Annotated in this window: 28 protein-coding genes; 20 read left to right on the plus strand and 8 right to left on the minus strand. The window is 72.4% G+C overall.

Features of this window, described 5'->3' with window-relative positions; genetic code table 11:
- The 6 genes from mbhE to ETD85_RS40585 all read left to right on the plus strand — a co-directional run.
- A partial coding sequence (mbhE, locus tag ETD85_RS40560) for a hydrogen gas-evolving membrane-bound hydrogenase subunit E (protein WP_276617309.1) occupies positions 1-744 on the plus strand: 744 nt, incomplete at its 5' end.
- On the plus strand, positions 741-1,550 hold the full coding sequence (locus tag ETD85_RS40565; protein ID WP_138695146.1) for a Na(+)/H(+) antiporter subunit C: 810 nt from the start codon (positions 741-743) through the stop codon (positions 1,548-1,550). The genes mbhE and ETD85_RS40565, both read left to right, overlap by 4 nt.
- Before the next feature lie 31 nt (positions 1,551-1,581).
- Positions 1,582-3,141 (plus strand): Na+/H+ antiporter subunit D, encoded by a 1,560-nt coding sequence (locus ETD85_RS40570; RefSeq protein WP_138695147.1) that lies wholly within the window; start codon positions 1,582-1,584, stop codon positions 3,139-3,141.
- The gene (locus ETD85_RS40575) at positions 3,138-3,698 is read left to right on the plus strand and encodes a Na+/H+ antiporter subunit E (protein ID WP_138695148.1); all 561 of its coding nucleotides are present in this window, start codon (positions 3,138-3,140) and stop codon (positions 3,696-3,698) included. Before ETD85_RS40570 ends, ETD85_RS40575 begins: the two co-directional genes overlap by 4 nt.
- Positions 3,695-3,955, plus strand: coding sequence for an MrpF/PhaF family protein (locus tag ETD85_RS40580; protein ID WP_138695149.1), 261 nt, complete (start codon positions 3,695-3,697; stop codon positions 3,953-3,955). Before ETD85_RS40575 ends, ETD85_RS40580 begins: the two co-directional genes overlap by 4 nt.
- Positions 3,952-4,308: a monovalent cation/H(+) antiporter subunit G gene (locus ETD85_RS40585; protein WP_138695150.1), complete on the plus strand. Its 357-nt coding sequence runs from the start codon at positions 3,952-3,954 to the stop codon at positions 4,306-4,308. The genes ETD85_RS40580 and ETD85_RS40585 overlap by 4 nt, the downstream gene beginning before the upstream one ends.
- Here ETD85_RS40585 and ETD85_RS40590 read toward each other — a convergent pair.
- The 4 genes from ETD85_RS40590 to ETD85_RS40605 are packed head-to-tail and all read right to left on the minus strand — an operon-like array spanning position 4,218 to position 8,299.
- Complete coding sequence (locus tag ETD85_RS40590; protein ID WP_138695151.1) at positions 4,218-4,763, minus strand: DUF6328 family protein; 546 nt, start codon at positions 4,761-4,763, stop codon at positions 4,218-4,220. The genes ETD85_RS40585 and ETD85_RS40590 overlap by 91 nt on opposite strands.
- A 40-nt stretch (positions 4,764-4,803) precedes the next feature.
- Positions 4,804-6,846: a xanthine dehydrogenase family protein molybdopterin-binding subunit gene (locus ETD85_RS40595; protein ID WP_138695152.1), complete on the minus strand. Its 2,043-nt coding sequence runs from the start codon at positions 6,844-6,846 to the stop codon at positions 4,804-4,806.
- Entirely contained in the window at positions 6,843-7,814 is a 972-nt protein-coding gene (locus ETD85_RS40600) for an FAD binding domain-containing protein (protein ID WP_138695153.1), read from the minus strand. Before ETD85_RS40600 ends, ETD85_RS40595 begins: the two co-directional genes overlap by 4 nt.
- Positions 7,811-8,299, minus strand: coding sequence for a (2Fe-2S)-binding protein (locus ETD85_RS40605; protein ID WP_138695154.1), 489 nt, complete (start codon positions 8,297-8,299; stop codon positions 7,811-7,813). Before ETD85_RS40605 ends, ETD85_RS40600 begins: the two co-directional genes overlap by 4 nt.
- Before the next feature lie 134 nt (positions 8,300-8,433).
- Between ETD85_RS40605 and ETD85_RS40610 the strand changes: the two genes are divergently transcribed.
- Positions 8,434-9,570 (plus strand): acetate/propionate family kinase, encoded by a 1,137-nt coding sequence (locus ETD85_RS40610; RefSeq protein WP_138695155.1) that lies wholly within the window; start codon positions 8,434-8,436, stop codon positions 9,568-9,570.
- Between the two features lie 283 nt (positions 9,571-9,853).
- Entirely contained in the window at positions 9,854-11,992 is a 2,139-nt protein-coding gene (gene recD2 / locus ETD85_RS40615; RefSeq protein WP_138695156.1) for an SF1B family DNA helicase RecD2, read from the plus strand.
- On the opposite strand, the gene ETD85_RS64950 is transcribed toward recD2, so the two are convergent.
- Complete coding sequence (locus ETD85_RS64950) at positions 11,989-12,264, minus strand: hypothetical protein (RefSeq protein WP_206059166.1); 276 nt, start codon at positions 12,262-12,264, stop codon at positions 11,989-11,991. The two genes, recD2 and ETD85_RS64950, sit on opposite strands and share 4 nt — an antisense overlap.
- Positions 12,265-12,404: 140 nt before the next feature.
- On the opposite strand from ETD85_RS64950, the gene ETD85_RS40625 reads away from it, so the two are divergent.
- A complete protein-coding gene (locus tag ETD85_RS40625; RefSeq protein WP_138695170.1) occupies positions 12,405-12,947 on the plus strand; it encodes an RNA 2'-phosphotransferase in 543 nt (180 codons plus the stop codon).
- Between the two features lie 98 nt (positions 12,948-13,045).
- Here the strand turns inward: ETD85_RS40625 and ETD85_RS40630 are convergent, their stop codons facing one another.
- Together ETD85_RS40630 and ETD85_RS40635 are read right to left on the minus strand one after the other, a co-directional pair.
- Positions 13,046-13,663 carry an NADAR family protein gene (locus ETD85_RS40630; RefSeq protein ID WP_138695157.1) on the minus strand — a complete coding sequence of 206 codons (618 nt, stop codon included), beginning with the start codon at positions 13,661-13,663 and terminating at the stop codon, positions 13,046-13,048.
- Between the two features lie 4 nt (positions 13,664-13,667).
- The gene (locus tag ETD85_RS40635) at positions 13,668-14,645 is read right to left on the minus strand and encodes a helix-turn-helix transcriptional regulator (protein WP_138695158.1); all 978 of its coding nucleotides are present in this window, start codon (positions 14,643-14,645) and stop codon (positions 13,668-13,670) included.
- 63 nt (positions 14,646-14,708) lie between these two features.
- Between ETD85_RS40635 and ETD85_RS40640 the strand changes: the two genes are divergently transcribed.
- From ETD85_RS40640 to ETD85_RS40670, 7 genes are all read left to right on the plus strand, one after another.
- Positions 14,709-15,875, plus strand: a complete 1,167-nt coding sequence (locus ETD85_RS40640) for an epoxide hydrolase family protein (RefSeq protein ID WP_138695159.1) — start codon at positions 14,709-14,711, stop codon at positions 15,873-15,875.
- A 63-nt stretch (positions 15,876-15,938) separates the two neighbouring features.
- Positions 15,939-16,160 carry a hypervirulence associated TUDOR domain-containing protein gene (locus tag ETD85_RS40645; RefSeq protein ID WP_138695160.1) on the plus strand — a complete coding sequence of 74 codons (222 nt, stop codon included), beginning with the start codon at positions 15,939-15,941 and terminating at the stop codon, positions 16,158-16,160.
- The gene (locus ETD85_RS40650; RefSeq protein ID WP_138695161.1) at positions 16,157-16,486 is read left to right on the plus strand and encodes a DUF3140 domain-containing protein; all 330 of its coding nucleotides are present in this window, start codon (positions 16,157-16,159) and stop codon (positions 16,484-16,486) included. Before ETD85_RS40645 ends, ETD85_RS40650 begins: the two co-directional genes overlap by 4 nt.
- Positions 16,470-17,741, plus strand: a complete 1,272-nt coding sequence (locus tag ETD85_RS40655; protein WP_138695162.1) for an NAD(P)/FAD-dependent oxidoreductase — start codon at positions 16,470-16,472, stop codon at positions 17,739-17,741. The genes ETD85_RS40650 and ETD85_RS40655 overlap by 17 nt, the downstream gene beginning before the upstream one ends.
- Positions 17,742-17,939: 198 nt before the next feature.
- Positions 17,940-19,289 (plus strand): TrkH family potassium uptake protein, encoded by a 1,350-nt coding sequence (locus ETD85_RS40660; protein ID WP_138695163.1) that lies wholly within the window; start codon positions 17,940-17,942, stop codon positions 19,287-19,289.
- Positions 19,282-19,944 (plus strand): potassium channel family protein, encoded by a 663-nt coding sequence (locus ETD85_RS40665; RefSeq protein WP_206059167.1) that lies wholly within the window; start codon positions 19,282-19,284, stop codon positions 19,942-19,944. Before ETD85_RS40660 ends, ETD85_RS40665 begins: the two co-directional genes overlap by 8 nt.
- Positions 19,945-19,995: 51 nt before the next feature.
- Positions 19,996-20,439, plus strand: coding sequence for a CBS domain-containing protein (locus ETD85_RS40670; RefSeq protein ID WP_138695164.1), 444 nt, complete (start codon positions 19,996-19,998; stop codon positions 20,437-20,439).
- Between the two features lie 29 nt (positions 20,440-20,468).
- On the opposite strand, the gene ETD85_RS40675 is transcribed toward ETD85_RS40670, so the two are convergent.
- Positions 20,469-21,203: a MerR family transcriptional regulator gene (locus tag ETD85_RS40675; protein WP_170247111.1), complete on the minus strand. Its 735-nt coding sequence runs from the start codon at positions 21,201-21,203 to the stop codon at positions 20,469-20,471.
- A 126-nt stretch (positions 21,204-21,329) separates the two neighbouring features.
- On the opposite strand from ETD85_RS40675, the gene ETD85_RS40680 reads away from it, so the two are divergent.
- From ETD85_RS40680 to ETD85_RS40695, 4 genes are all read left to right on the plus strand, one after another.
- Positions 21,330-21,941: a TetR/AcrR family transcriptional regulator gene (locus ETD85_RS40680; RefSeq protein WP_138695166.1), complete on the plus strand. Its 612-nt coding sequence runs from the start codon at positions 21,330-21,332 to the stop codon at positions 21,939-21,941.
- 132 nt (positions 21,942-22,073) lie between these two features.
- Positions 22,074-23,495 (plus strand): DHA2 family efflux MFS transporter permease subunit, encoded by a 1,422-nt coding sequence (locus ETD85_RS40685; protein WP_138695167.1) that lies wholly within the window; start codon positions 22,074-22,076, stop codon positions 23,493-23,495.
- Positions 23,496-23,722: 227 nt separating this feature from the next.
- Positions 23,723-24,079 (plus strand): STAS domain-containing protein, encoded by a 357-nt coding sequence (locus ETD85_RS40690; RefSeq protein WP_170247112.1) that lies wholly within the window; start codon positions 23,723-23,725, stop codon positions 24,077-24,079.
- A gap of 224 nt (positions 24,080-24,303) precedes the next feature.
- On the plus strand, positions 24,304-25,534 hold a 1,231-nt coding region (locus ETD85_RS40695; RefSeq protein WP_138695169.1), incomplete at its 3' end, for a HAMP domain-containing protein.

Genomic DNA, 25,534 nt, shown 5'->3' on the forward strand with positions numbered 1-25,534 from the left:
GGGGTGGGCGTGGTGGCCACGGGCGCGGGCATGCTGGCGATGAGCGCGCGCCGCACCGAGCCGGTCGGCGCGCGGATGGGGGCGGCGGCCGAGGAGGCGGGGGCGCGCAACATCGTCAGCGCGATCATCCTCGACATCCGCGCCTGGGACACCATGGGCGAGATCACGGTCCTCGTGGTGCTGACGCTGGGCGTGACGAGCCTGGTGTTCCTGCGGCGCCGGTCGTACCGGATCGAGCCGAGCGAGCACGCGCCCGCCGAGCGCACGCACTGGCTGGCCGCGACGCTGCCGCGCGGGCAGCGGGCGCTGGCGTTCGAGGTGGCGGCCAGGCTGACGTTCCACACGGTGCTGGTGCTGTCGGTGTTCCTGCTGATCATCGGGCACAGCCGGGTCGGGGGCGGGTTCGCCGGCGGCATCGTGGCCGGGCTGGCGATCACCGTGCGGTACCTGGCCGGCGGCCGGAACGAGCTGGCCGCCGCCGTGCCGGTGCACGCCGGCGTGCTGATGGGGGCCGGGCTGACGCTGTCCGCGGGCACCGCCCTGATCGGGCTGCTGTTCGGGCGGGCGGCGCTGGAGATGCTGGCCACGGACGTGCACCTGCCGCTGGTGGGGCACCTGCACGTGTCCACGGGCCTGCTGTTCGACCTCGGCGTGTACGTCTGCGTCATCGGCATGGTGCAGGACGTGCTGCGCGGCCTGGGCGCCGAGCTGGACCGGCAGATCGACGCCGAGGAGGCCGCGTGAGCCTGCCCCTGCTGCCGTTCCTGGCCTGCTGCGTGATGATCACCACCGGGGTGACGCTGCTGCTCGAACGCAGCCTGGTACGGGTGCTCGCCGGCGTGATCGTGCTGGGCAACGGGGTGAACCTGCTGATCGTCACCGCCGGGGGCAACGCGGGCGGCCCGCCCTTCACCGGCACCGCCGGGACGGCCGACCCGCTCCCGCAGGCCATGGTGCTGACCGCCATCGTCATCACGCTGGGGGTGACGGCGTTCCTGCTGGCCCTGGTGCACCGCTCGTGGCAGCTCACCGGCAGCGACGAGGTGCAGGACGACACCGAGGACCGGCGCGTGCGGCTGCGCGCCCGGCGCGGCGAGCTGAGCGATTCCGTGCGCGCCAGGCGGCACGCCTACCGGCAGCTGGTCGCCGAGCAGCGGGCCGAGCTGGCGAACCTGGAGGCCGAGCAGGCCGAGCGGGAGCGCCTGGAGGAGGCCGACCTGGAGCGGCGCATCGCCCGGGTGCACACGGAGCTCGACCAGTGGATGCGCGAGGGCAGGGAGGGCGGGCTGTCGGAGGAGGAGCTGCAGCGGCGCTTCGAGGATGTCGGGCACCGGCAGGAGGCCGCCGCCGAGGACAACCTCGAACGCATCGAGGAGCTGCGTGACGAGCACGCGCGCCGGCGGGAGGAGCAGGCCGCCAAGGAGAAGGCGCTGCGCAGGAAGCTCAAGGCGCGGCAGCGGGAGGCCCGCAGGCAGATGCGGGCGGCCATCGGGGAGGAGCGCGAGCGGCAGGCCCTCGCGCAGGATCCGGAGCTGGAGGGCGACGACTGATGCCGGGGCCCCGCACGAGAGGCGGTGAGCGATGCCGCCGCTGGAAAGCCTGATCTGCCTGCCCGTGCTGCTGCCGCTGCTGGCCACCGGCGTGAAGCTGGCGATCGGCGGGCGGCTGCGCCGGCTGCAGTCGCTCATCAGCCTCGTCACCCTGGGCATCTCGCTGGCCGTGTCGGTGCTGCTGATGATCGCGGCCGACACGCGCGGCCCGCTGGTCACCGAGCTGGGCGGGTGGCCGTCGCCGATCGGCATCAGCCTGGTCGCCGACCGGCTGTCCACGCTGGTGCTGGTGATCTCGTCGGCCGTGACGTTCTGCGTGATGCTGTACTCGGTCGCGAACTCCTACGACGAGCAGGAGCACGACGCTCCCATGGCGATCTTCCATCCGGCCTTCCTGGTGATGGTGGCCGGCGTGGCGGACGCGTTCCTGTCGGGCGACCTGTTCAACCTGTTCGTGGCGTTCGAGCTGCTGCTGAGCGGCTCGTACGTGCTGCTCACGTTCGGCGGGACCGAGTCCAGGATCCGGGCGGGGGCCACGTACACGCTGATGGCCCTGGCCTCCTCGATGCTGTTCCTGATCGCGCTGGCCATCACGTACGCGGCCACGGGGACCCTGTCGCTCGCGCAGCTCGCCGACCGGTTCGCCACCCTGCCCGAGCAGGTCAAGCTGCTGGTGGAGCTGACGCTGCTGCTGGCGTTCGCGATCAAGGCGGCGATCTTCCCCATGTCGGCGTGGCTGCCCGACTCCTACCCCACCGCGCCCGCCCCGGCCACCGCCGTGTTCGCCGGCCTGCTCACCAAGGTGGGCGTGTACGCGATCATCAGGCTGGAGGCGCTGCTGTTCCCCGGCGGGCCGGTCTCGACGCTGCTGATGTGGCTGGCGCTGGCCACCATGCTGGCCGGGGTCCTGGGCGCGGTCGCGCAGACCGACATGAAGCGGATGCTGTCGTTCACGCTGGTCAGCCACATCGGCTACATGGTGTTCGGCGTGGGCCTGTCCACGGTGGCGGGGCTGGCCGGGGCGATCTTCTACGTGGTGCACCACATCACCGTGCAGACGAGCCTGTTCCTGGTGACCGGGATGGTGGAGCGGCGTACCGGCACCACCTCGGTCACCCAGCTCGGCGGCCTGATGAAGGCGACGCCGCTGATCGCCGTGCTGTTCTTCGTGCCCGCCATGAACCTGTCGGGCATCCCGCCGATGTCGGGCTTCCTGGGCAAGCTGATGCTGGTGCAGGCGGGGCTGGCCGACGGCCGCCCGCTGGCCGTCACGCTGGTCGCCGCAGGGCTGGTCACCAGCCTGCTCACCCTGTACGCCGTGGCGAAGGTCTGGGGGAAGGCGTTCTGGCGCGGCCCCCGGGCGGACCGGGTGGGCACGGTCGTGGAGAGCGAGGAGTACACCGGCGAGGACCCGACCGTGACCACGACCTCGCTGCCGGCCACCCTGGCCGTCTCGGTCGCGGCGCTGGTGGCGCTCGCGCTGTCGTTCACCGTGCTGGCCGGGCCGCTGTCGGGGCTGGCGCGGCGGGCGGCGGGCGAGCTCATGGCCCGCGAGCCCTACATCACCGCCGTGCTGGGGAGGGATCGATGAGCTCGGGGAAGGAGCCGTCCGGCGGCACGCCGCTCGCGCCGCGGCTGTTCGGCAGGCGGGTGCCGCTGTCGCTGGTCGTCTGGCTGGCGCTGGTGTGGGTCACGTTGTGGGGCGACCTGACGCTCGGGAACGTGCTGGGCGGGCTGGTGGCCGGGCTCGTGGTGGCGTGGTCGCTGCCGCTGCCCATCCTCGACCCGGGCATCAGGGTCAGGCCGGTGGCGCTCGTGCGGTTCCTGCTCTGGTTCGGCTGGGACCTGCTGCTCTCGACCGTGCGGGTCGTGGTCTGGGTGGTGCGGCCCGGCGCGCCGCCGACGCAGCTCGTCCGCGTGCGGCTGCGCACGTCGTCGGAGTCCATGACCGTGATGATCATGATCGCGCTGTCCACCGTGCCGGGCAGCCTCGTGGTGGAGATGTACGAGGAGGAGCGGGAGCTGCTGCTGCACATCCTGGGCCTCCCCGGGGACGCCACCGAGGCCGTGCGGGCGGACGTGGCCGGGCTGGAGTCGCGCATCGTGGCGGCGTTCGGGACCCGGCGGGACCGGGAGGAGCTGCCGTGAACGTGGTGTACCTGGTGACGCTCGGGCTGCTGGCCTGCGGCGCGGCGGCGGCCCTTTACCGGGTGGGGCGCGGGCCGTCGATGCTGGACCGGGCGGTGGCGCTCGACGTGCTGACGTCGCTGTCGATGTGCGGGGTGGGGGCGTTCGCCGTGGTCACCGACGACTACTCCGACCTGCCGATCCTGCTGGTGCTGTCGCTGCTGGGATTCGTCGGGTCGGTGTCGCTGGCCAGGTTCTTCTCGGGGAGGTCGCGGTGAGCGTGCTCGACGGGGCGGCGGCGGCCTGCCTGCTGCTGGGAGCGCTGCTGGCGCTGTCGGCCGGGGCCGGGCTCGTCCGGTTCCGTACCACCCTCGACCGCATGCACGCGGGGACGAAGCCGCAGGTGCTCGGCGTGCTGCTGGTGCTGCTGGCCATGCTGCTGCACCGGCCCACCTGGTCGAACGCCGGGCCGCTGGTGCTGGCCGGCGTCTCCCAGGTGATCAGCGTGTCGGTGGCGGCCTACATGGTGGCGCGGGCGGCCTACACCCGCCAGTCGTCGCTGGACGACGACGAGGAGGATTCCGACGGCACCGCGCTGCCGTCGGAGTCACCGCCGGACTCCTCGGACTGATCGGTCCCGTTCGAGCGGCTGAGCGCCGCCTGGCCGAACCAGGTCCACAGGGCCAGCGCCGCCAGCAGGCCAGCCGTGATCGCGGCCAGGATGGTCTGGAAAAGGTAGTCGATGACGAACATCGTGGACGTGGTCATCGACACCGCGAGTGCGAGGGCGCCTAAGAGGCCGTAGGAGTTGGACCGGCGTACCAGGGTCTCCTTGCGGCCCTGCCTGAACAGCACCCGGTGCTGCGCGGTCGGCGCGATGTAACAGATCGACGCGACCGCGGCGCTGACCAGCGCCACGTAGTACAACCAGCGGTCGGTCGCGTCCAGCTTGGCGAACCCCGAGGAGAAGGGCACGGTGAGCAGGAACGCGAACAGCACCTGTACCCCGGTCACCGCGACACGGGCGCCCTGCAGAAGCTCGACGAAATTCCGATCCGCCCGCTCCTGGTGTGATTCCTGTTTCAACGCGCCCTCCAACCTGTGCAATGAGAGCGTTCTTCTTCCTTTACCCGCCGGGTGCAAACCTCAGTGCGAGGATCTTGCCGGGCGTAATGGGCAGGTCACGGATGCGGTGGCCGGTGGCGTGGTGGACGGCGTTGCCGATGGCGGCGGCGGTGCCCACGATGCCGATCTCGCCGATGCCCTTGCTCCCCATGGGGTTGAGGTCGTCGTCCTGCTCGTCCACCCAGGCCACCTCGATGTCCGGCACGTCCGCGCAGGCGGGGATGTGGTACTGCGCCAGGTCCCGCCGCAGGAACCCGCCGAACTCCTCGTCCGTGAACGTCTCCTCCATCAGCGCCATCCCGAGTCCCATGGTCATGCCGCCGATGAACTGCGATCTGGCCAGCTTGGCGTCCATGATGTGGCCGGCCGCGAACACCCCGAGCAGGCGCGTCACCCGGATCTCGCCGGTCACCGAGTTGACGCGCACCTCGGCGAACTGGGCCCCGAACGCGTGCCTGGCCAGCCGCGCGTCCCCCTTGATCTCCTCGGTGGTGTCGGCGCGGCCCTCCTTGCCGTCCTTGCGCAGCTCCTCGCAGGCCCGCACGACCGCCGACCCCCAGGAGGCGGTGCCCATGGAGCCGCCCGCGACGGGCGCGTAGGGCAGGTCGCTGTCGCCGAGCTCGACGTGCACCCGCTCGGGCGCGACGCCGAGCGTGCCGGCCGCGATGCGGGTCAGCACGGTACGGGCGCCGGTGCCGATGTCGGCGGCGGCCACGCGGATGAGGAAGTCCCCGTCGCGCACGGTGGCGACGGCCTGGCACGGGCTGCGCCTGGCCGGGTAGGTGGAGGCGGCCACCCCGGTGCCGCCCATCCAGTCCCCTTCGCGGATCCTGCCGGGCGCGGACTCGCGGTGCTCCCAGCCGAAGCGGCGGGCGCCCTCGCGCAGGCAGGCGACCAGGTTGCGGGAGCTGAACGGCAGGCCGGTTTCCGGCTCGGTGTCCGCGTCGTTGAGCACGCGCAGCTCGACCGGGTCGATGCCGGCCGCGTAGGCCAGCTCGTCCATGGCGGACTCCAGCGCGTACATGCCCGGGCACTCCCCCGGGGCGCGCATCCACGAGGGGGTGGCGACGTCCAGGCGGACGAGCCGGTGCGCGGTGCGCAGCGCGGGCGTGGCGTACATGACCCGCGTCGGGGTCGTCGTCTGCTCGGCGAACTCCACCAGCGTGGAGCTCTGCTCGTAGGCCACGTGGTCGACCGCGGTGAGCCGCCCGCGCTCGTCGGCGCCGAGACGCAGGCGCTGGATCGTGGGCGTGCGGTAGCCGGTGACGTCGAACATCTGCTGCCGGGTCAGCGCGATCTTGACCGGGCGGCCGACGGCCCTGGCGGCCAGGGCGGCGAGCACGGCCTGCGGCCGGGTGCTGCCCTTCGCGCCGAACCCGCCGCCGACGTGCCTGGACACCACGCGCACCCGCTCGCTGGGCAGGCCGAGGGTCTTGGCGATGGTGTCGCGGCTGCCGGAGGTGCCCTGCGCGGTGTCGTAGACGAGCAGCCTGCCCTCCTCGTCCCACAGGGCCAGAGCGGCGTGCGGCTCCATCGGGTTGTTGTGCTCGACCGGGGTCGTGTAGGTGACGTCCACGCTGGTCACGGCCTCGGCCAGCCCGGCTTCGACGTCGCCCTTCTCGGTGTCGGTGGGGTAGTTCGGGTTCACGACCTCGGGCTTGTAGAGGCCGGGGTGGTCGGCGCGCAGGGTCACGTCGTGGTCGCCCGGCTCGTACTCGACGCGCACGACCGCGGCGGCGGCGCGGGCGTCCTCGTAGGTGTCGGCGACGACGGCGGCGACGATCTGGCCGCGGTAGGCGACCTCGCGGCTCTGGAAGAGCGCCAGCTCCGGTCCGGCGTCCTCGGCCACCTCGGGCGGCTCCTCGCAGGACAGGACGGCCAGCACGCCGGGCATGGCCAGCGCCGCGCCGCCGTCGACGCGGGCGATGCGGCCCTTGGCGATCCGCGACTGCACGGCGTAGGCGTAGGTGACCCCTTTGACGGGGAACTCGGCGGCGTACGTGGCCAGGCCCGTGACCTTGACGCGGCCCTCGATGCGGTTCACGATGCCAGCTCCTCAAGCGTGCGGACGATCAGGTTGCGGGCCAGCGGCACCTTGAAGGCGTTGCGGGGCAGCGGCTCGGCCTGGGCGAGCTCGGCCTCCGCCGCCGCGAGAAACGCCTCGCCGGTCGCGGGCCCGCCGATCAGGGCCCGCTCGGCGCGTTCGGCCCGCCACGGGACGTGCGCCACGCCGCCGAGCGCGATGCGGCAGTCGGCGACCACGCCGTCGTAGCGCACGTCGAGGACGGCGGCGATCGACACCAGCGCGAACGCGAACGACGCCCGCTCCCGCACCTTCCGGTAGACCGAGGCGCCCTTCGGCGGCGCGGGCAGCTCCACCGCGGTGATCAGGTCGCCCGGCTCCAGCACGGTGTCGCGCTCCGGCTCCTCGCCCGGCAGGCGGTGCAGCCCCGGCATGGGGATGATCCGGTCGCCGCCCTGGCCGGTCACGTGCACCTCGGCGTCCAGCGCGGCCAGCGCGACCGCCATGTCGGACGGGTGGGTGGCCACGCAGGACGGCGAGCCGCCGAGCACGGCCAGGTTCGCGTGGTCGCCCGCGATCGCCGGGCAGCCCGAGCCCGGCCTGCGCTTGTTGCACGGCCTGCTCACGTCCTGGAAATAGCCGCAGCGGGTGCGCTGCAGCAGGTTGCCGGCGACCGTGGCCATGTTGCGCACCTGGCCCGATGCGCCGGTCAGCACCGCCCGTGCCAGCATCGGGTAGCGCGTGCGCACGAGCGGGTCGGCGGCCAGGTCGCTGTTGCGCACGGCGGCGCCGATGCGGATCCGGTCGCGTACGGGCTCCACGACGTCGAGCGGCAGCCGGCTCACGTCCACCAGCTGCTCGGGCTCGGCCACGCCCAGCCGCATGAGGTCCACCAGGTTGGTGCCGCCGCCCAGGTACATGGTGCCGGGGCGGAAGCCGCGCACCGCTTCGGAGGCGCTGCCGGCGCGCGCGTACTCGAACGGCTTCACCGCGCCACCTCGGCGATCGCGCTGACGATGTTGACATAGGCGCCGCACCTGCACAGATTGCCGCTCATCCGTTCCCTGATCTCCTCGGGTGTCAGGTCGGGATCGAGGAGGATGTCGTCGGTGACCGCGCTCGGCCCCGGCTCCCCCAGCATCCCCGCCGCCGAGCAGAGCTGCCCGGGCGTGCAGTAGCCGCACTGGAACGCGTCGTGCTCGATGAAGGCCGCCTGCAGCGGGTGCAGCTCGTCCCCGTCGGCCAGCCCTTCGACGGTGGTCACCGCCGAGCCCTCCACCGCCACCGCCAGCGCCAGGCAGGAGTTGGCCCGCCGCCCGTCTATCAGGACCGTGCAGGCCCCGCACTGCCCGTGGTCGCAGCCCTTCTTGGCGCCGGCCAGCCCCAGCCGTTCGCGCAGCAGGTCGAGCAACGACATCCGAGGGTCTGTGTCCACCGTGTGCGGCACGCCGTTCACCTGCAGGGTGATCTCCATGGCGCACGACTACCCGACCTCCAGACGAGACAACCTCCGAGCGCGGTAAAGGGGGTTGGGCGTTCGTGCAGGTGCGCCCGTTTTGCGGGGGCGGTCCCGGGTAGCCGTCCGGAAGATCAACCCGCGGGGGAATCATGAGCCGAGCGATCGACGAGCAGACGACCGAGTCGGGGGCGATACTCACCGTCAACGCCGGGTCTTCGAGCCTCCGTCTCGACCTCGTCGAGGGCGGCAGCGTGCTGGACAGCGCGCACGCCGAGCGCGCCGTCGACCCGGGCGCGGCCAGGGAGGAGCTGTCGGCGTTCCTCGGGGGGCACTTCGACCGCGACATCAGGGCCGTGGCGCACCGGCTGGTGCACGGCGGGGACGTGGTGCGCGGGCCGGTCGCGGCCGACGACGAGATCGCGGCGGCGCTGCGCGGCCTGACCAGCCTGGCGCCGCTGCACCTGCCGCCGGCGCTCGCGCTCCTGGAGGCGGCGCGCGAGCAGCTGCCCGCCGTGCCGCACGTGCTCTGCCCCGACACGGCCTTCCACGCCGGGCTGCCGGAGGAGGCCGCGGTCTACCCGCTGCCGCGCGAGTGGCGTGAGCGCTACGGGCTGCGCCGCTACGGCTTCCACGGACTGTCCTACGCGTGGGCGGCCGACCGGGTGGCCGAGCTGCTCGGCCGGCCGCTCGCCGAGCTGGACCTCGTGCTCACGCACCTGGGCGGGGGCTGCTCGGTGTGCGCGGTGTCGGGCGGGCGCAGCCTGGACACCTCGATGGGCTTCACGCCGCTGGACGGGGTGCCCATGAGCAAGCGCTCGGGCAGCGTCGATCCGGGGATGCTGGTGTGGCTGCTGTCCGAGGGCCACCTGTCGGTGCGGGAGCTGGGCGAGGGGCTGGCGCGCCGCTCCGGGCTGCTCGGGCTGTCGGACGGCCGCTCGGGGGACACGCGCGAGCTGGTCGCGGCCGAGCGGGACGGGGACGAGGCCGCCGCGCTGGCGCTGCGCGTGTTCAGCCACCGCGTGAGCCGCGAGATCGCCGCCGCGGCGACCTCGCTGGAGCGGGTGGACGCGCTGGTCTTCACCGGCGAGATCGGCTGGGACCAGCCCGAGGTGCGCGAGGCCGTCTGCCGCCGGCTCGGCCTGCTCGGCATCGCACCGCCCGCCGAGGGCAACCGCCACGAGGACGGGCTGATCAGCGCGGCCGGCGCCGCCGTGCCTGTGCTGGTGGTCCAGGTACGCGAGGAGCTCCAGCTCGCCCGCGAATGCCTGAGCCTCCTGACCGGCTGACCCGCGACCCGGCCGCCCAGCTACCCCCGGCCCGACTGACCGGCAGCGCGACTGACCCGCAGCGCGACTGACCCGGGGCCCGGCTGCCCGGCTAGCGTGCGGCCGTCTGGACCTTGGCCCAACAGCAGCGGGCAGGCCGTCCGCCACGCCGTCGCGCGCAGGCTGACATCGAGGCCGCGGCCCCAATGGCGCAGTGCCCTCGTGTGGTCGCTGGAGAGACGATCGGCCCCGCCACCGACGGCCAGGTGCGGGTTTGTCGGTGGCGGGTGGTTGGATCTCTGCTGTGGAGGCGTCCGTCGAGCAGCTCGTCTACGTCCGGGAGGACGAATACACCGTCGCGCGCATGAGCGCCGACGGCATGCCCGACTTCGTGGCCACCGGGCGGGCGCTGGCCGGGGTGCAGCCCGGCGAGACGCTGCGGGTGCTCGGCGACTGGAGCAGGCACGCGCGCTACGGCCGGCGGTTCGCGGTCACCGGGTGCGAGCGGGTGACGCCCTCGTCGGTCCGGGCGATCCGGATCTACCTCGGGTCAGGGCTGATCAGAGGCATAGGGCCGCGGCTGGCGTACGCGATCGTCGACCACTTCGGCGAGGCCACGCTCAAGGTGATCGACGCGGAGCCCGAGCGGCTCACCGAGGTCGTCAACATCGGTCCGCTCCGCCAGGGGCAGATCGTCCAGGCGTGGCAGGAGCAGAAGGCGATCGCCGCGCTGATGGTGACGCTGCAGGGGCTGGGGGTCAGCCCGCTGCTGGCCGCGAAGATCTACCAGGTGTTCGGGTCGGACGCCGACGAGATCCTCGCCACCGACCCCTACCGGCTGATCGGGCAGGTCAGAGGCATCGCGTTCCGCATCGCCGACCGGATCGCCCTGCAGTCGGGCGTGCCGGAGCGCAGCCCGCAGCGCGTCAAGGCGGCCCTGCTCGACCGGCTGGAGGCGGCGGGCAGCCGCGACGGGCACTGCTACGTGCCGCTGGCCGCGCTGGTCAGGGAGACGGCGGAGCTGATCGAGCAGGATCAGGATCTCGTGCGCCCGATGGTCGACGCGCTCGTCGCCGAGCGGCGCGTGGTCGTGGAGATGGCCCCCGACCAGCCCGGCCAGGTGGTGGCGTACGCGAAACACGTGCACAGCCGCGAGGTGGCGCTCACCGAGCAGCTCACCAGGCTCATGCGGGCGCGCTCGACGCTGCCGCTGCGCGCCTTCCGCGACGACCCCGGGCTGCACGAAGACCAGCGGGCCGCCGTCAACATGGCCCTGACCAGCACCGTCTCCGTCCTCACCGGCGGCCCCGGCTGCGGCAAGAGCCACACGGTCAAGGCCATCGCGACCACCGTCAGGGCCGCGGGCGGCAGGGTGACGCTCACGGCGCCCACGGGCAAGGCGGCCAAGCGCCTGTCGGAGCTGACCGGGCTGCCCGCGATGACCGTGCACCGGATGCTCGCCCACCAGCCGGACCCCGATCCGGAGACCTTGTTCGAGGAGTCGCCGGCGCAGGCCGACCTGATCGTGGTGGACGAGGCGTCGATGCTCGACCTCCACCTGGCCACCAGGCTCGCCTCGGCCGTGCCCACGGGCAGCCACCTGCTGCTGATCGGCGACAGCGACCAGCTCCCGAGCATCGGGCCCGGCGACGTGCTGGCCGATCTGCTGCGGGTCATGGCGATCCCGCGGGTCCAGCTGACCCACGTCTTCCGGCAGACGGGCGGCAGCGGCATCATCGACGCCGCCCACCGCATCCGGGCGGGCCGGATGCCCGTGACGCCGGGCAGGGGCGGGTTCTGGTTCGAGGAGGTCGACGATCCCGAGCAGGTCGCCAGGCGGGTCGCCCACCTGGCCATGGTCGGGATCCCGCGCAAGCAGGGGGTCGATCCGGACCAGGTGCAGGTGCTGTGCCCGATGCGCAAGGGCGAGACCGGCGCCACCACGCTCGGGCGGCTGATCCAGGACCAGCTCAACCCGGCCGCCGACGACAAGGCCGAGCACTGGTCGGGGGCGTCGGTGTTCCGGGTGGGCGACCGGGTCATGCCGATCCGCAACAACTACGACAAGGGTGTCTTCAACGGCGAGACCGGGACGATCACCGCGGTCATCCGTGAGGAGCGCATGGTCGAGGTCCGTACGGACGACGGGGAGAGCGTGCGATACGCCTTCGACGAGCTCGACGACCTGACGCACGCCTACGCGATCAGCGTCCACCGGTCCCAGGGCAGCGAATACCCGTTCGTGGTCGCGCCGATCGTCGCCGAGTCCGGGGGGATCATGCTGCGCCGCAAGCTGCTCTACACGCTGGTGACCAGGGCCAAGGCGTGGGTGGTGCTGGTGGGGCAGCGGGAGGCGCTGGAGCTGGCGGTGCACCGGCTCGGCCACCGCCGGCACACCGGCCTGTCCCGGCGCCTGTCCCTGACCCTGGACTCGCCGCCCTAGACGCCGAGCAGGTCGGTGAGATCGTCGGCGTGCTCGTCCTCGTGTTCCAGGATCGACGCCATGAGCCGCCGCGTCGTCGGGTCGCCGTCGCCGTCGCCGAGCCGGCGGATGATCTCCTGGCAGGTGGAGATGACGATGCGCTCGGCCCAGAGGTCGGCCCCCGGCAGCGCGCGCAGGTTCGTGCCGGCCGGGACCTGGTAGTCGGTGTGGGAGGGCCGGACCTGCGCGCGGATCCTGGTGACGTCCACCACGAAGTCGTCGGTCTGAGTCATGCATGCCCTCGCCCAAGCTCCCTGCGACGCGTTCCCCTGTTCCAGGCGGCTTCGGGCCGCCTTCCCCGGCAGGCTGCGGCACCCGGGCCGGGCGGTTGCCCCTCTGTGCTCGCGGGGAACCCGTGGGAACATGGCGGATGATGGACGAGCGGCGCATGATACGCATTTCCAAATACCTGGCCAGGCACCTGCGGCACGATCCGCAGCGCATCGGCCTCACCCTCGACGAACACGGCTGGGTGCCGGTGGACGTGCTGCTGCGGGCCGCCGCCGATCACGGGTTCGCGATCACGGCGGCCGAGCTGTGGCAGGTCGTCGAGTCCAACGACAAGCGGCGCTACGCGATCGAGGACGGCAGGATCCGGGCCAGCCAGGGGCATTCCGTGCCGGTGGACCTGGATCTGCCCGTGCTGGAGCCACCGGAGGTGCTCTATCACGGCACCGTGGGCCGGTTCCTGGCGGCGATCAAGGAGGAGGGGCTGCGGCCGATGAGCCGGCACCACGTGCACCTGTCACCTGACCGGGAGACGGCGACGCGGGTGGGCGCGCGCAGGGGCGTCGCCGTGGTGCTGGTGGTGGCGGCGGGGGCGATGCACGCCGAAGGGCACGAGTTCCGGCGCAGCGCGAACGGGGTGTGGCTGGCCGCCCACGTGCCGCCCGGCTACCTCCGCTTCCCTTCCTGAACGGCCCAGACGTCCCGCGCACGTCCCGCAGGCACATCTCGTACGTCCCTCGGCCGTCACGCAGACACGTCCCGGACGTCCCGGACGTCCCGCGACCATCACGCAGGCACGTCCCGGACGTCCTGCCCGCCCGGACCGTCCTGGCCGTGCTGGTCGCGCAGGGCGTTCCTGGCGGACATCAGGGCGAAGCCGAGCAGGTTGAGTCCCTGCCAGGTCGAGGGTGCGGCGGCGCGCGGGTCGTCGGCGGCCAGGCCGATGCCCCAGACCCGGTCGAGCGGGCTGGCCTCCACCAGGACCCGATTCACCGTCCCCAGCAGGTAGCCGGCCAGCTCGGGATGCTGCCCGAACTTGGCGGTGCTCCCGCGTACCACGATGTCGAAGCGGTGGGCGTCCCAGGTCGCCTCGTCGAAGCCCCGTACGGTCCTGCCAAGTTTCTTGGCCTCGCCCGGAGACCCGGAGGCCAGGATCCGCTCCGCGCTCTCCTCGTCGCCGAACAGCCACGCCTTGTGCGCCATCATGTAGTGCTCGGCCGAGGCGTAGGTGTGCCCGCCCTCGGTGAACGAGACCGGCCACCACTGGCTGAGGCACCCGGGGCCGACGCCGCCGTCGCGGGCGGGCCGGTGGCCCCAGAAGTAGAGAAATTTCAGCGGCCGGCCGTCCTGCTCGGCGGCGATCGCCTCGCCGACGGACATGGGCAGGGGGAGATCTTCGGACATGTCCCTACGGTGCCACATGAGGGCCGGCGTCGCTGGCCCGTCTGAGCCGATCGGAGACCTCTCTCAGCACCGGCACGAGCTCGGGCGGCTCCAGGACCTCGAAGTCGAAGCCTTTCGCCGCCACGTGGACGGCCAGCTCCTCCAGCGAGCCGGAGCCGGCCAGGAACAGGCACGTGTGCGCGTCCACCGCCTCCAGCCGCCCCGCCCCCGGCGAGGTGCGCGGCGCGACCTCCTCGATGGGCGCGTGGAACAGGATGCGCGCGTGGTAGCGGTAGGGCGCCGTGGTGATGGAGCGCGAGACGTACGCGGCCGCGTCCTGCTGCGGCAGCGGGCGCGGCGCGAACCGGGCGCCCGGCTCCCCCGGCGGCCCCTGGATCCGGTCCACCCGGAACGTGCGCCAGTCCTGCTTGCCCACGTCCCAGGCCAGCAGGTACCAGCGGCGCGGCGTGTGCACGAGCCGGTGCGGCTCCACCTCCCGCGCCGAGACCCCGGCCCGCCCCTGGTAGCGCAGCCGCAGCCGGCGGTGGTCGCGGCAGGCGGCGGCGATGGCGGTCAGCAGGTCGGCGTTCACCGCCGGGGCGGATGCGCCCGCCAGCGCCACCGTGGCGGCCTGGAACGCGCTCACCCGGTGCCGCAGCCGCGACGGCAGCACCTGCTGCAGCTTGGTCAGCGCGCGCAGCGAGCTCTCCTCCAGCCCGGCGACGCTGCCGGTCGCGGCCGTGCGCAGGCTGATCGCCACGGCCACCGCCTCCTCGTCGTCGAGCAGCAGCGGCGGCAGCGCGGCGCCGACGCCGAGCCGGTAGCCCCCGGCCACGCCCGGGGTGGCGTCCACGGGATAGCCGAGCTCGCGCAGCCGCTCGATGTCGCGCCGCACGGTACGCAGGCCGACTCCGAGCCGGCCGGCCAGCTCGGCGCCGGTCCAGTCCATCCGCGACTGGAGGAGGGAGAGCAGGCGGAGCAGCCGCGCCGAGGTTTCCAGCATGGGAGGGATTCTGCCGCCGATCGGTGCCAGAAGCTGACACCAATCCCTCCTACCGTCAGCGACATGACGAACATCGACAGCACCTCCCAGGTCCGGCCGTACCGCATCGAGATTCCGCAGGCGGAGCTCGACGACCTGCGCGACCGGCTCCGGCGTACCCGCTGGGCCCCCGAGCTCCCCGGCACCGGATGGGAGCGCGGCGTGCCGACCGGCTACCTGCGCGGGCTGGCCGAATACTGGGCCGGCGACTTCGACTGGCGCGCGCAGGAGGCGGCGCTGAACGCGTACCCGCAGTTCACCACCACCGTCGACGGCGCGAACGTGCACTTCCTGCACGTGCGCTCGGCCGAGCCGGACGCCACCCCGCTCATGCTCATCCACGGCTGGCCGGGCTCGGTCGTCGAGTTCCTCGACCTCATCGGCCCGCTCACCGACCCGGTCGCGCACGGCGGCGCCCCCGCCGACGCCTTCCACGTGGTGATCCCGTCGCTGCCCGGCTACGGCTTCTCCGGCCCGCTGCCCGGCACCGGCTGGACGGACGGCCGCACCGCCGCCGCGCTCACCGAGCTGATGGCCAGGCTCGGCTACGACCGGTACGGCGTCCAGGGCGGCGACGTCGGCGCCTTCATCGCGCCGCTGATGGGCCGGGCTGCGCCGGAGAACGTCATCGGCGTGCACGTCAACGCGCTGCTCACGTTCCCGACCGGCGACCCGGCGATCATGGGGGCGCTGACCGAGGCCGAGCGCGGGCGGCTGGCCGGGATGCAGGAGTGGCAGGAGAAGCTGGGCGCGTACCTGCAGCTGCAGGGCACCCGCCCGCAGACCATCGCCGCGGCCCTGCACGACTCCCCCGCCGGGCAGCTCGCCTGGATCGTGGAGAAGTTCAAGGACTGGACCGACCCCAAGGCCGAGCTGCCCGAGGACGCCGTGGACCGCGACCGCATCCTCGCCGACGTGAGCATCTTCTGGTTCACCGGCACGGCGGGCTCGTCGGCGCACACCTACTTCGAGCGGTTCAACGACTTCAGCGCGTGGGCCCCGAAGGAGCGCGGGACGGTGCCGACGGCGGCGGCGGTGTTCCCGCCGGACTTCTCGATCCGCCCGCTGGCCGACCAGGTCCACAACATCGTGCGCTGGTCGGAGTTCGGCCACGGCGGCCACTTCGCCGCCCTGGAGACGCCGGAGGTGCTCGTCGCCGAGCTGCGGGAGTTCTTCCGCGACCTCGGCTGAGCGGTAAAGGATTGTATGCACTGACCAGCCGTTATCGGGAGGACCGGCGGGTAGCGCGGTCGCATGGACAAGAAGAAAGAGCCGTCGGCCGGCGACGAGGTCACCTGGCGCAGCCATGGCTCCACCGTCAAGGGCAAGGTGGAGAAGAAGGTCACCAAGCGGCAGCGGGAGGCCGGCCGGACCGTGGCCGCCTCCCCCGACGAGCCCCAGTACGTCGTCCGCAGCGAGAAGAGCGGCAAGAAGGCCGTGCACAAGCCGTCGGCCCTGCGTAAGGACCAGCGGTGAGCGACGACAGGAAGGCGGTTGCGGCCGAGTTCGGCAAGGCCGTGAACATGACCGCCAAGGAGCTCGAACGCTGGCTGGAGACCGACGAGTCCAGGTCCGTCGGTCAGAAGGACGGCGGCGGCGAGGCGGTCGGCCACGAGTCCGGCCGCCGGATCGTGGAGCTGCTCAACGGGAAGAAGTCCGACATGACGGACGGCGACTACGCGCACATGAGCAAGGTGGTCGGGTACGTCCGCCGCCACCTCGCGCAGCGCCCGTCCGGCGACGTCACCGAGACCAGGTGGCGCTACTCGCTCATGAACTGGGGCCATGATCCGCTCAAGTGAGCCCGTGGTCGTCGTCGGGGCAGGGCTGGCCGGGCTCGCCTGCGCGGTCCACCTGCACCTGGCAGGGACCCCCGTACGCGTGCTGGAGGCCTCCGACGACGTCGGCGGCCGGATGCGTACGGACCTCGTCGACGGCTTCCGGCTCGACCGCGGCTTCCAGGTGTTCAACACGGCCTATCCCGAGGCCCGCCAGATGCTCGACTTCGGCGCGCTGGACCTGCGGCCGTTCGCCTCGGGCCTGCTCGTCCAGCGCGCGTCGGGCGAGCGTACCCGGGTGATGCTCCCGTGGCGGCATCCCGCGCACGCGCTCAGCGGCGCCCTGGCCGGCGTCGGCTCCGTCGGCGACAAGCTGGGCCTGGCCCTGATGACGGCCCGCGACATGGTGTGGCCCGCCTCCCGGCTCCGCTCGGCGTCCGAGCGCAGCACGGCCGTCGAGCTGCGCCGCTGGGGAATCTCCCGGCGGATCACCGACGAGCTGCTGCGCCCGTTCCTGTCCGGCGTGCTGCTCGAACGCGATCTGGAGACCTCCAGCCGCGTCTTCCACCTCATCTGGCGCTCGTTCGCCCGCGGCACGATCGGCCTGCCCGCGCTCGGGATGGGCCGGATCCCGCGGCAGCTCGCCGACCGGCTCCCCGAGGGGACCGTCTCGCTCACCGCTCCGGTGGCCAGGATCTCCGAGGGCGGCGTGGAGCTGGCGAACGGCACCCAGATCGCCGCCAGGGCCGTGGTCGTGGCGGCCGACCCGCGCACCGCCGGGCGGCTGCTCGGCGAGATCGCCCCGATCGAGGTGCCGCGCATGCGGGCGGTCACGACCTTCTACCACGCCGCGGACCGCTCGCCGCTGCGGGAGCCGATCCAGATCGTCGACGCGACCGGGGCGATCGCCGACACCCTGGTCCTCTCCGACGCGGCTCCCGAGTACGCGCCGGCCGGGCAGGCGCTGATCGCGACCTCGGTGCTCGGCGTCACCGCCGACGAGGAGCCGGTGCGCAGGCGGCTGGAGGAGATCTACGGGGACACCGGCTCGTGGCGGCACCTGGCCACCTACCCGATCGAGGCGGCCCTGCCCGCCATGCCGCCGCCCTGGCCCCTGCGCCGGCCGGTACGCCTGCGCTCGGGGCTCTACGTCTGCGGCGACCACCGCGACACCGGCTCCATCCAGGGTGCGCTCGTCTCCGGGAGGCGGGCGGCGCAGGCCGTACGGACGGAGGGACCGGCCCCCGTGCGGCGGGGCGCGCGCGGCAAGAACGTGTAGCCGCGGCGGACATCTGCCCGCAGAGCGCCCGTCAAGGACGCGTGGTTTTCGCGTCAAGGACGCGCGGGTGCGCTGGCGCTCTGCCGGGCTGTTACGGTAGTGCGCGGTGCGCCGGGAAGTCTGGTCGGCATGGAGACTGTCGGCTGGACTTCTCACGGAGGCGTTCTGAATGCGTGACCTGTGTGGCGGGGCCGGAAGATGAGCGTGCTCCCCCCGTTCTTCGCCAGGTTCCGGCACCCGGCCCAGGTCGTGGCCGCCGGCTTCGTGCTGGCCATCACGATCGGCACCACCCTGCTGACGCTGCCGCTGGCCACCACCGACGGGAAGCCCGCCGACTGGCTGGTCGCGATGTTCACCGCGACCTCGGCCGTCTGCGTGACCGGTCTGGTGATCGTCGACACCGAGGCCCACTGGTCGGTGTTCGGCGAGGTGGTGATCGCCGGGCTGGTCCAGGTGGGCGGCCTGGGGATCATGACGATGGCCACGGTGTTCACCCTGCTCGTCTCGGGCCGGCTGGGGCTGCGGGCCAGGATCGCGGCCCAGGCGGAGACCAAGACGCTGAGCATGAGCGACGTGCGCCGGGTCGTGCGCAAGGTGGTCGTGTTCAGCCTGGTGTGCGAGGCGCTCGCCGCCGTCGCGCTGTGCGCCCGCTTCGTGATCGGCTACGGAGAGCCGCTGGGCCGCGCCATCTACCTGGGGGCCTTCCACGCGGTCAGCGCGTTCAACAACGCCGGGTTCGCCCTCTGGCCCGACAGCCTCATGCGTTACGTCCGCGACCCGTGGATCTGCCTGACCGTCGCGGCCGCCGTCATCGTCGGCGGGCTGGGCTTCCCCGTGGTGTTCGAGCTGGCCCGCACCTGGCGGCAGCCGCGCAAGTGGACGGTGCTGACCAGGGTCACCGTGGGCGTGACCGTGACGCTGCTGGTGCTGGGCACGCTGGTCTTCCTCATGACCGAGTGGCGCAACCCCAGGACGCTGGGCGCGCTCGACGAGCCCGGCAAGCTGCTGGCGGCGTTCTTCGCCGCGGTGATGCCGCGCTCGGCCGGGTTCAACACCCTGGACATCTCCCAGATGTACCCGTCGAGCTGGCTGGCCACCGACGTGCTGATGTTCATCGGCGGCGGCAGCGCGGGCACCGCGGGCGGGCTCAAGGTGACCACGCTCGGGCTGCTGGCCTTCGTCGTCTGGGCGGAGATGCGCGGCGAGAGCCGGGTCAACATCGGCCACCGCAGGCTGCCGGAGGCCACGCAGCGCCAGGCGGTCACCATCACCGTGCTGGGGATGGCGCTGGTCGCCCTGTCCACGTACGTGCTGCTGGCGCTCACCCCGCACGGGCTGGACCAGGTGCTGTTCGAGGTGGTGGCGGCCTTCGGCACGGCGGGCCTGTCCACCGGCATCACCGCGAGCCTGGGCACGGCCGGGCACATCCTGCTGGCGATCCTGATGTTCGTCGGCAGGATAGGCCCGCTCACCGTGGGCTCGGCGCTGGCGCTCAACCGGCGCGCCCGCCACTACGAACTACCTGAGGAGCGAGTCATCGTTGGCTGAGCACAAGAGCGTCCCCGTCGTGGTGATCGGCCTGGGCCGGTTCGGCACCTCGCTGGCCCTGGAGCTCATCAGGCGCGGCACCGAGGTCCTGGCGATCGACAACCGGCCCAAGCTCACCCAGGCGCTGGCGGGCCAGGTGACCCAGATCGCGACCGCGGACGCCACGGACATGGAGGCGCTGCGCCAGCTCGGCGTGCCCGACTTCTACCAGGCGGTGGTGGCGGTGGGCAGCGACATCGAGGCCAGCATCCTGACCACGTCGCTGCTGGTCGAGCTGGAGATCAACGACATCTGGGCCAAGGCGGTCAGCACCCAGCACGGCCGGATCCTCAGCCGCATCGGCGCCCATCACGTCGTCTTCCCCGAGCACGACATGGGCGAGCGGGTCGCCCACCTGGTGAGCGGGCGGATGCTCGACTACATGCAGGTGGACGAGAACTTCGCGCTGGCCAAGACCAATCCGCCGAAGGAATACGTGGGCGTGCCGCTCGGCCGGTCCAACCTGCGGCGCAAGTACGGCGTCACCATCGTGGCCGTCAAGCCGCCCGGCGAGGAGTTCACCTACGCCACGGCCGACACCGAGCTGTCCTACGGCGACGTCGTGCTCGTCTCCGGCCGCACCGAGGAGATCGAGCGCTTCGCCGAGCTGCCGTAAGCGGCGTGCGGGTGCGCGGCGGTTGGCTAGGCTCGGGACCGGAGGCCACAGATGCGCGCACGCGATCTCGCCGTCGAATATCCGACGGTCACCCTGGACACCCCGGCGCTGGAGGCGGCCCGGCTCCTGGCCGAGCAGGACCTCCCAGGGCTCATCCTGCTCGGCGAGAACGGGCGGCCGGTCAGCATCCTGCCCGGCACCCAGGTGCTGCGGCTGGCGGTGCCCCCCTACTGCCAGGACGACCCGGCGCTGGCGCGGGTGGTGGACGAGGCGCACGCCGACAAGTTCCTGCGGCGGCTGGGCGGCAAGACGGTCCGCGAGTGCCTGCCCGAGCAGCCGAGAGAGCTGCCGGTGGCCGACATGAAGGCGACCGTGCTGGAGCTGGCGGCGCTGATGGCGCGCACCCGCAGCCCGCTGGTGGCCGTGCTCGACGGCGAGCGCCTGGCCGGCGCGGTCACCCTGCAGTCGCTCCTCGACCACGCCCTGGAGCTCTGACCACACGCCACGCTGCCGCCTTCGGGGCGTCAGGCGCCGGGGGCGAAGCCGACGGCGAAGGCGCGTCTCAGGTGGTCCCAGGCGGGCGTGCTGAGGAGCCCCTTGGTCGCGGCCTCCGCCCCTTCGGCATCGATCTTGCCGTAGATCGCGGACACGACGCTCCGGTCACCGCCGGCCAGCCCGGCGACGGCCTCGCTCCAGCGGCGCGCCAGCTCCTGCACGGCGGGATCCGCCGGATCCGTGCCGCGCTCGGCCTGCGCGGCCGCCTCCTTGGCCAGGCCCGAGAGCCGCTCCATCCATCCTCCGGCCTCCTCCTGGCCCATCTCCGCGTGCCGCGCCCTGAAGCGGGCGAGCTGTTCCGGAGTGAAGTGTCCAGCCTGCATCATCGCCTCCATCGTCTGGATGAGCTGGTCGATCGACGGCTCGCCGGCCGCGCGCAGGGCCTCGGCGAGGCCGCGCAGCCGCCGGTGCAGCTCCCGTTGCCCCACCAGGCGGCGTTCGACCTGGTCGAGCTGCCGCCCGATGGTCGCGCGCAGGTCGCCGCCGTCCAGCGAGTCCGCGATCTCGCCGAGCGGCAGCCGTAGCTCCCGCAGCGCGAGGATCCGGTACAGGCGCCGTACGTCGTCGCCGGTGTACACGCGGTGCCCGGCGGCCGACCGCTCGGCCGGGCACAGCAGGCCGATCTGGTGGAAGTGGCGCAAAGTCCGCACGGTCACGCCCGTGGCGGCGGCGAGTTCGCCGATCTTCCAGCGTCGTCCGTTCACATCGATCACCCGGGAACGACGATAATTCCGGACGTCGCGTCAGCCGCAAGCCCCCGGCACGCCGGACACGCGCGTCACCGGCCGGCCTGGCCCGTGATCGGCGGGGCGGCGTCGTAGGGTGGTCACATGGTCAAGGCCGCGGCACGACAGCCCGTACCCGCCCGGCGCGCGGACGCCGAGCGCAACATCGCCGCGATACTCGAGGCCGCCACCAGGTTGCTCAGCGCCGACCCCGCGGCCAGCGTGGCCGACATCGCCAAGGCCGCCGGGGTGGGCCGGGTCACGCTCTACGGCCACTTCCCGTCACGAGAGGCGCTGGTCGACGCCGTGCTCGACCACACGGTCGGCCTGGCGGACGCGGTGCTGGAGGACCCGGCGCTCGACAAGGCGCCCGCGCCCGAGGCCATGGCGAAGCTGCTGCACTCGTCCTGGGAGATCCTCGACCGGCATCGCCGCCTGTTCCTGGCCGCCGACCGGGTGCTGCCCACCGAGCGGATCAGGGAGCACCACGACCGGCCGCTGCGGCGGGTCGAGCGCCTCATCGCCCGCGGGCGGCAGGACGGTGACTTCCGTGGCGACCTGCCGCTGCCCTGGCTGGTGACGACGTTCTTCTCGATCATTCACAGCGCCGCCCAGGAGCGGGAGACCGGGCGGCTGGCCGCCGACGAGGTCGAGCAGGTGCTGATCAAGACCATGCTGTCGCTCCTGTCCCCCGCCGCGGGCTCCGGGCCCGCGTAGCTCTCATCCCCTGCTCTCATCCCCTGCCGGTCGCCGTGCGGCGGCCGGTTCGTTCGCGAACTCCCGACACCCTACCCGTGTATGGTTTGCGCGTGTTAACTTGAACACCACTGTTCGAGTTAGGAGTTATGGATGGATCTCGACACGACGACGCGCCGGGGCGGGTGGGGCGTGCTGGTGCTGCTCTGCCTGGCCCAGTTCATGCTGATCGTGGACATCACGGTCGTGCAGGTGGCGCTGCCGACCATCGGCACGGATCTGGCGCTCGACCGCGAGTCGCTGACCTGGGTGGTGACCACGTACACGCTCTGCTTCGGCGGGCTCATGGTGCTCGGCGGGCGGCTCGCCGACGCGGCCGGGGCGCGGCGCACGCTGCTCGCGGGGCTGGTGCTGTTCACGGCCGCGTCGCTGATCTGCGGGCTGGCCGGGAGCGGCGCGATGCTGATCGCGGGGCGGGCGCTGCAGGGGGTCGGAGCGGCGCTGCTGTCGCCCGCGGCCCTGGCCGTCATCACCACCACCTTTCACGGCGAACGGCGCGGGCGCGCGCTCGGCGTGTGGGCGGCCATCGGCGGGACGGGGGCGGCCCTGGGCGTGCTGGTCGGCGGCCTGCTGACCGAAGGGCCCGGATGGACGTGGGTCTTCTTCGTGAACGTGCCGATCGGGCTGCTGGTCCTGGCGGCCGTCCCGGTCGTGCTGCCCGGCGCGGAGGCCGGCGCGGGGCCCAGGGAGCGGGTGGACGTGCCCGGTGCCCTGGTGGTCACGCTGGCGACGGCACTGCTGATCTACGGGCTGGTCACGGCGGGCGACGCCGGGTGGACCGCGGCGGGCACGGCGCTGCCGCTGGCGGGCGCCGTCCTGCTGTACGCGCTGTTCGTGGTCGTCGAGCGATCCGTACGCTCGCCGCTGATGCGCGCCGAGACGCTCGCCCGGCGGCCGGTGATCTCGGGGATGTTCGTCATGCTGATCGCCACGGGGCTGATGCTGGGGCTGTTCTTCCTCAGCTCGCTCTACCTCCAGCACGTGCTCGGGTTCGGCGCGCTGGAGACGGGGCTGCTCTTCCTGCCCGTCGCCGTCGCGATCACGATCGGCGCGCAGCTCGGCGGGCACCTCATCGGGAAGGTCGGCGGGCGGCCGGTGGCGGTGGCGTCGTTCGTCCTGACGGCGGCGGGGGCGGCGCTGATGACGCGGATCTCACCCGACGCCGGCGCGTACACGACCTTGCTGCCCGGGTTCGTGCTGGCCGCGCTGGGCATCGGCCCGGCGTTCGTGACGGCCACCACGACGACCATGGCCAACATCCCGCCCGGCGAGAACGGCGTCGCCTCCGGGGTCATCAGCACCTTCCACGAGCTGGGCGGCTCGATCGGAGTGGCCGTGGTGTCCACGGTGGCGGCGGCGAGCCTGGCGCCGGGGGCCACGGCGGACGCCGGCGGGTTCGTCGCCGGGTTCACGCTGTGCGCCGTCGTGGCGGGGGTCACGGCCGTCGTCGCGCTGGGGCTGGTGCCGCCGGGCAGGCCCGCGGCGGCGTTCGTCGGGCACGGGCACGGGCACTGATTCGATCACGCACGCGCACTGAGAAAGATCACGCACGGGCACTGAGAAAGCGGGCGCGGGCGACCGGATATCGGTCACCCGCGCCCGCTCTCCGGAATGGATCGCGCCGGGCGCCGGATCCCGATGACGTCTGTGAAAACCGGGATATCGCCAGCGACCCGGGCGGTCTATTCTTCATTGATGGTCATGTTCCGCGGGCGAGAGCGGTGAAGCCGTAGATGCCGCCATTGACGCTGGCGCACCAGCTGCTGCCTGCGGTGACGGTGATCGTCGTGAGTGGCGAGATGGACGCCACCAACCGCGGCCAGCTCGAGGCCTACCTCGAGGAGCACCAGGCGACGGCCGGTCGCCAGCTGGTGTTCGACCTGTCGCAGGTGCCGTTCATGGACAGCTCCGGGTTACACGTCCTGCTGATGTGCGCCACCAGTTGCGCCAAGAACGGCGGAGCCGTCCGGCTGGCCGCCGTGCAGCCCCTGCCCGCCCGCCTCTTCGAGATCACTGGCGTCCTCTCCCACGTGCCCGTGCACGACACCCTGGAAGACGCCGTCACCGCCGCTCGCGCCTCGGCGGAACGCTCCATTTGACGCAGCGCCCCTCCCCCGAGGTGCCGGACCTTGAGGCAGGCCGGCCGCTGTTGAGAGAGATTTGCAACAGCAACCTGTGTAGCGATAGTGCAAGTGAAGGTCGGATCGACTCATGCACGTGCTGTGATAGGTAGATGACAACCTGCGGTTAGCGCGCAGATAGGGCGTATGCCGCTACCCTCTCCGCTACCTGAGGAAGTTCGGGCGAGTACGGAGGACCGGTCATGAGCGACCCTGCCGTCGGTACGACCCGTTCGGCCGCGCGTACGAAGCGCAGCCGCGGCCCTGGTGAGGTTGGCGAGCCGGAGCTACGCCAGCTCCTCGCCGGTCTGACCGCCGTGAGAGACGGGGACTTCCGCACGCGGCTGCCCGACGACGCCGACGGTCTCCTCGGGGAGATCGCGTCGGTGTTCAACGGCATGGTGGACCAGCTTTCGCTGTTCACCTCCGAAGTGACGCGCGTGGCGCGCGAGGTCGGCACCGACGGCCGCCTGGGCGGCCAGGCCGACGTGCCCGCGGTGTCGGGCACGTGGAAGGATCTCACCGAGTCGGTCAACGCCATGGCGGGCAACCTGACCGACCAGGTACGCAGCATCGCCCAGGTCACCACGGCGGTGGCCAGGGGCGACCTGTCGCAGAAGATCACCGTGCACGCGCGCGGCGAGATCCTTGAGCTGAAGAACACCGTCAACACGATGGTCGACCAGCTGTCCTCCTTCGCCGACGAGGTCACCCGGGTGGCCCGCGAGGTCGGCACCGAAGGCCAGCTCGGCGGCCAGGCGGACGTGAAGGGCGTGGCGGGCACCTGGCGGGCGCTGACGGACTCGGTGAACTTCATGGCCGGCAACCTGACCGACCAGGTGCGCAACATCTCCCAGGTGGCCACCGCCGTGGCTCGCGGCGACCTGTCGCAGAGCATCACGGTCTCGGCCCGCGGCGAGATCCTTGAGCTGAAGAACACCCTGAACACCATGGTCGACCAGCTCTCGTCCTTCGCCGACGAGGTGACCCGGGTGGCCCGCGAGGTCGGCACCGAGGGCAACCTGGGCGGGCAGGCCACGGTCCGTGGCGTGTCGGGCACCTGGAAGGACCTGACGGAGAACGTCAACGTCATGGCCTCCAACCTGACGAACCAGGTGCGCAGCATCGCGCAGGTGGCCACCGCGGTGGCCAGGGGTGACCTGTCGCAGAAGATCACGGTGGAGGCCAAGGGCGAGGTGGCCGCGCTGGCGCAGACCATCAACACCATGGTCGACACTCTCGGCGCGTTCGCCGACGAGGTGACCCGGGTGGCCCGCGAGGTGGGCACCGAGGGCCAGCTGGGCGGTCAGGCCCGGGTGCCGAACGTGGCGGGCACCTGGAAGAACCTCACCGACAACGTCAACTCGATGGCCGACAACCTGACCAACCAGGTGCGCAGCATCGCGCAGGTCACCACGGCGGTGGCCAAGGGCG

Origin of the sequence: Nonomuraea zeae, from assembly GCF_005889725.1 — a bacterium.
In the GTDB taxonomy this organism is placed as follows: Bacteria; Actinomycetota; Actinomycetes; order Streptosporangiales; family Streptosporangiaceae; genus Nonomuraea; species Nonomuraea zeae.

Bases quoted from the DNA above. Each gene is read 5' to 3' on its own strand.
- ETD85_RS40660 (WP_138695163.1), top strand. From the start codon at position 17,940: ATGAGCGTGCTCCCCCCGTTCTTCGCCAGGTTCCGGCACCCGGCCCAG.
- ETD85_RS40575 (WP_138695148.1), top strand. From the start codon at position 3,138: ATGAGCTCGGGGAAGGAGCCGTCCGGCGGCACGCCGCTCGCGCCGCGG.
- ETD85_RS40630 (WP_138695157.1), bottom strand. From the start codon at position 13,663: ATGTCCGAAGATCTCCCCCTGCCCATGTCCGTCGGCGAGGCGATCGCC.
- ETD85_RS40625 (WP_138695170.1), top strand. From the start codon at position 12,405: ATGGACGAGCGGCGCATGATACGCATTTCCAAATACCTGGCCAGGCAC.
- ETD85_RS40610 (WP_138695155.1), top strand. From the start codon at position 8,434: ATGAGCCGAGCGATCGACGAGCAGACGACCGAGTCGGGGGCGATACTC.
- ETD85_RS40680 (WP_138695166.1), top strand. From the start codon at position 21,330: ATGGTCAAGGCCGCGGCACGACAGCCCGTACCCGCCCGGCGCGCGGAC.
- ETD85_RS64950 (WP_206059166.1), bottom strand. From the start codon at position 12,264: ATGACTCAGACCGACGACTTCGTGGTGGACGTCACCAGGATCCGCGCG.
- ETD85_RS40670 (WP_138695164.1), top strand. From the start codon at position 19,996: ATGCGCGCACGCGATCTCGCCGTCGAATATCCGACGGTCACCCTGGAC.
- ETD85_RS40640 (WP_138695159.1), top strand. From the start codon at position 14,709: ATGACGAACATCGACAGCACCTCCCAGGTCCGGCCGTACCGCATCGAG.
- ETD85_RS40655 (WP_138695162.1), top strand. From the start codon at position 16,470: ATGATCCGCTCAAGTGAGCCCGTGGTCGTCGTCGGGGCAGGGCTGGCC.
- ETD85_RS40685 (WP_138695167.1), top strand. From the start codon at position 22,074: ATGGATCTCGACACGACGACGCGCCGGGGCGGGTGGGGCGTGCTGGTG.
- ETD85_RS40605 (WP_138695154.1), bottom strand. From the start codon at position 8,299: ATGGAGATCACCCTGCAGGTGAACGGCGTGCCGCACACGGTGGACACA.
- ETD85_RS40635 (WP_138695158.1), bottom strand. From the start codon at position 14,645: ATGCTGGAAACCTCGGCGCGGCTGCTCCGCCTGCTCTCCCTCCTCCAG.
- ETD85_RS40645 (WP_138695160.1), top strand. From the start codon at position 15,939: ATGGACAAGAAGAAAGAGCCGTCGGCCGGCGACGAGGTCACCTGGCGC.
- ETD85_RS40570 (WP_138695147.1), top strand. From the start codon at position 1,582: ATGCCGCCGCTGGAAAGCCTGATCTGCCTGCCCGTGCTGCTGCCGCTG.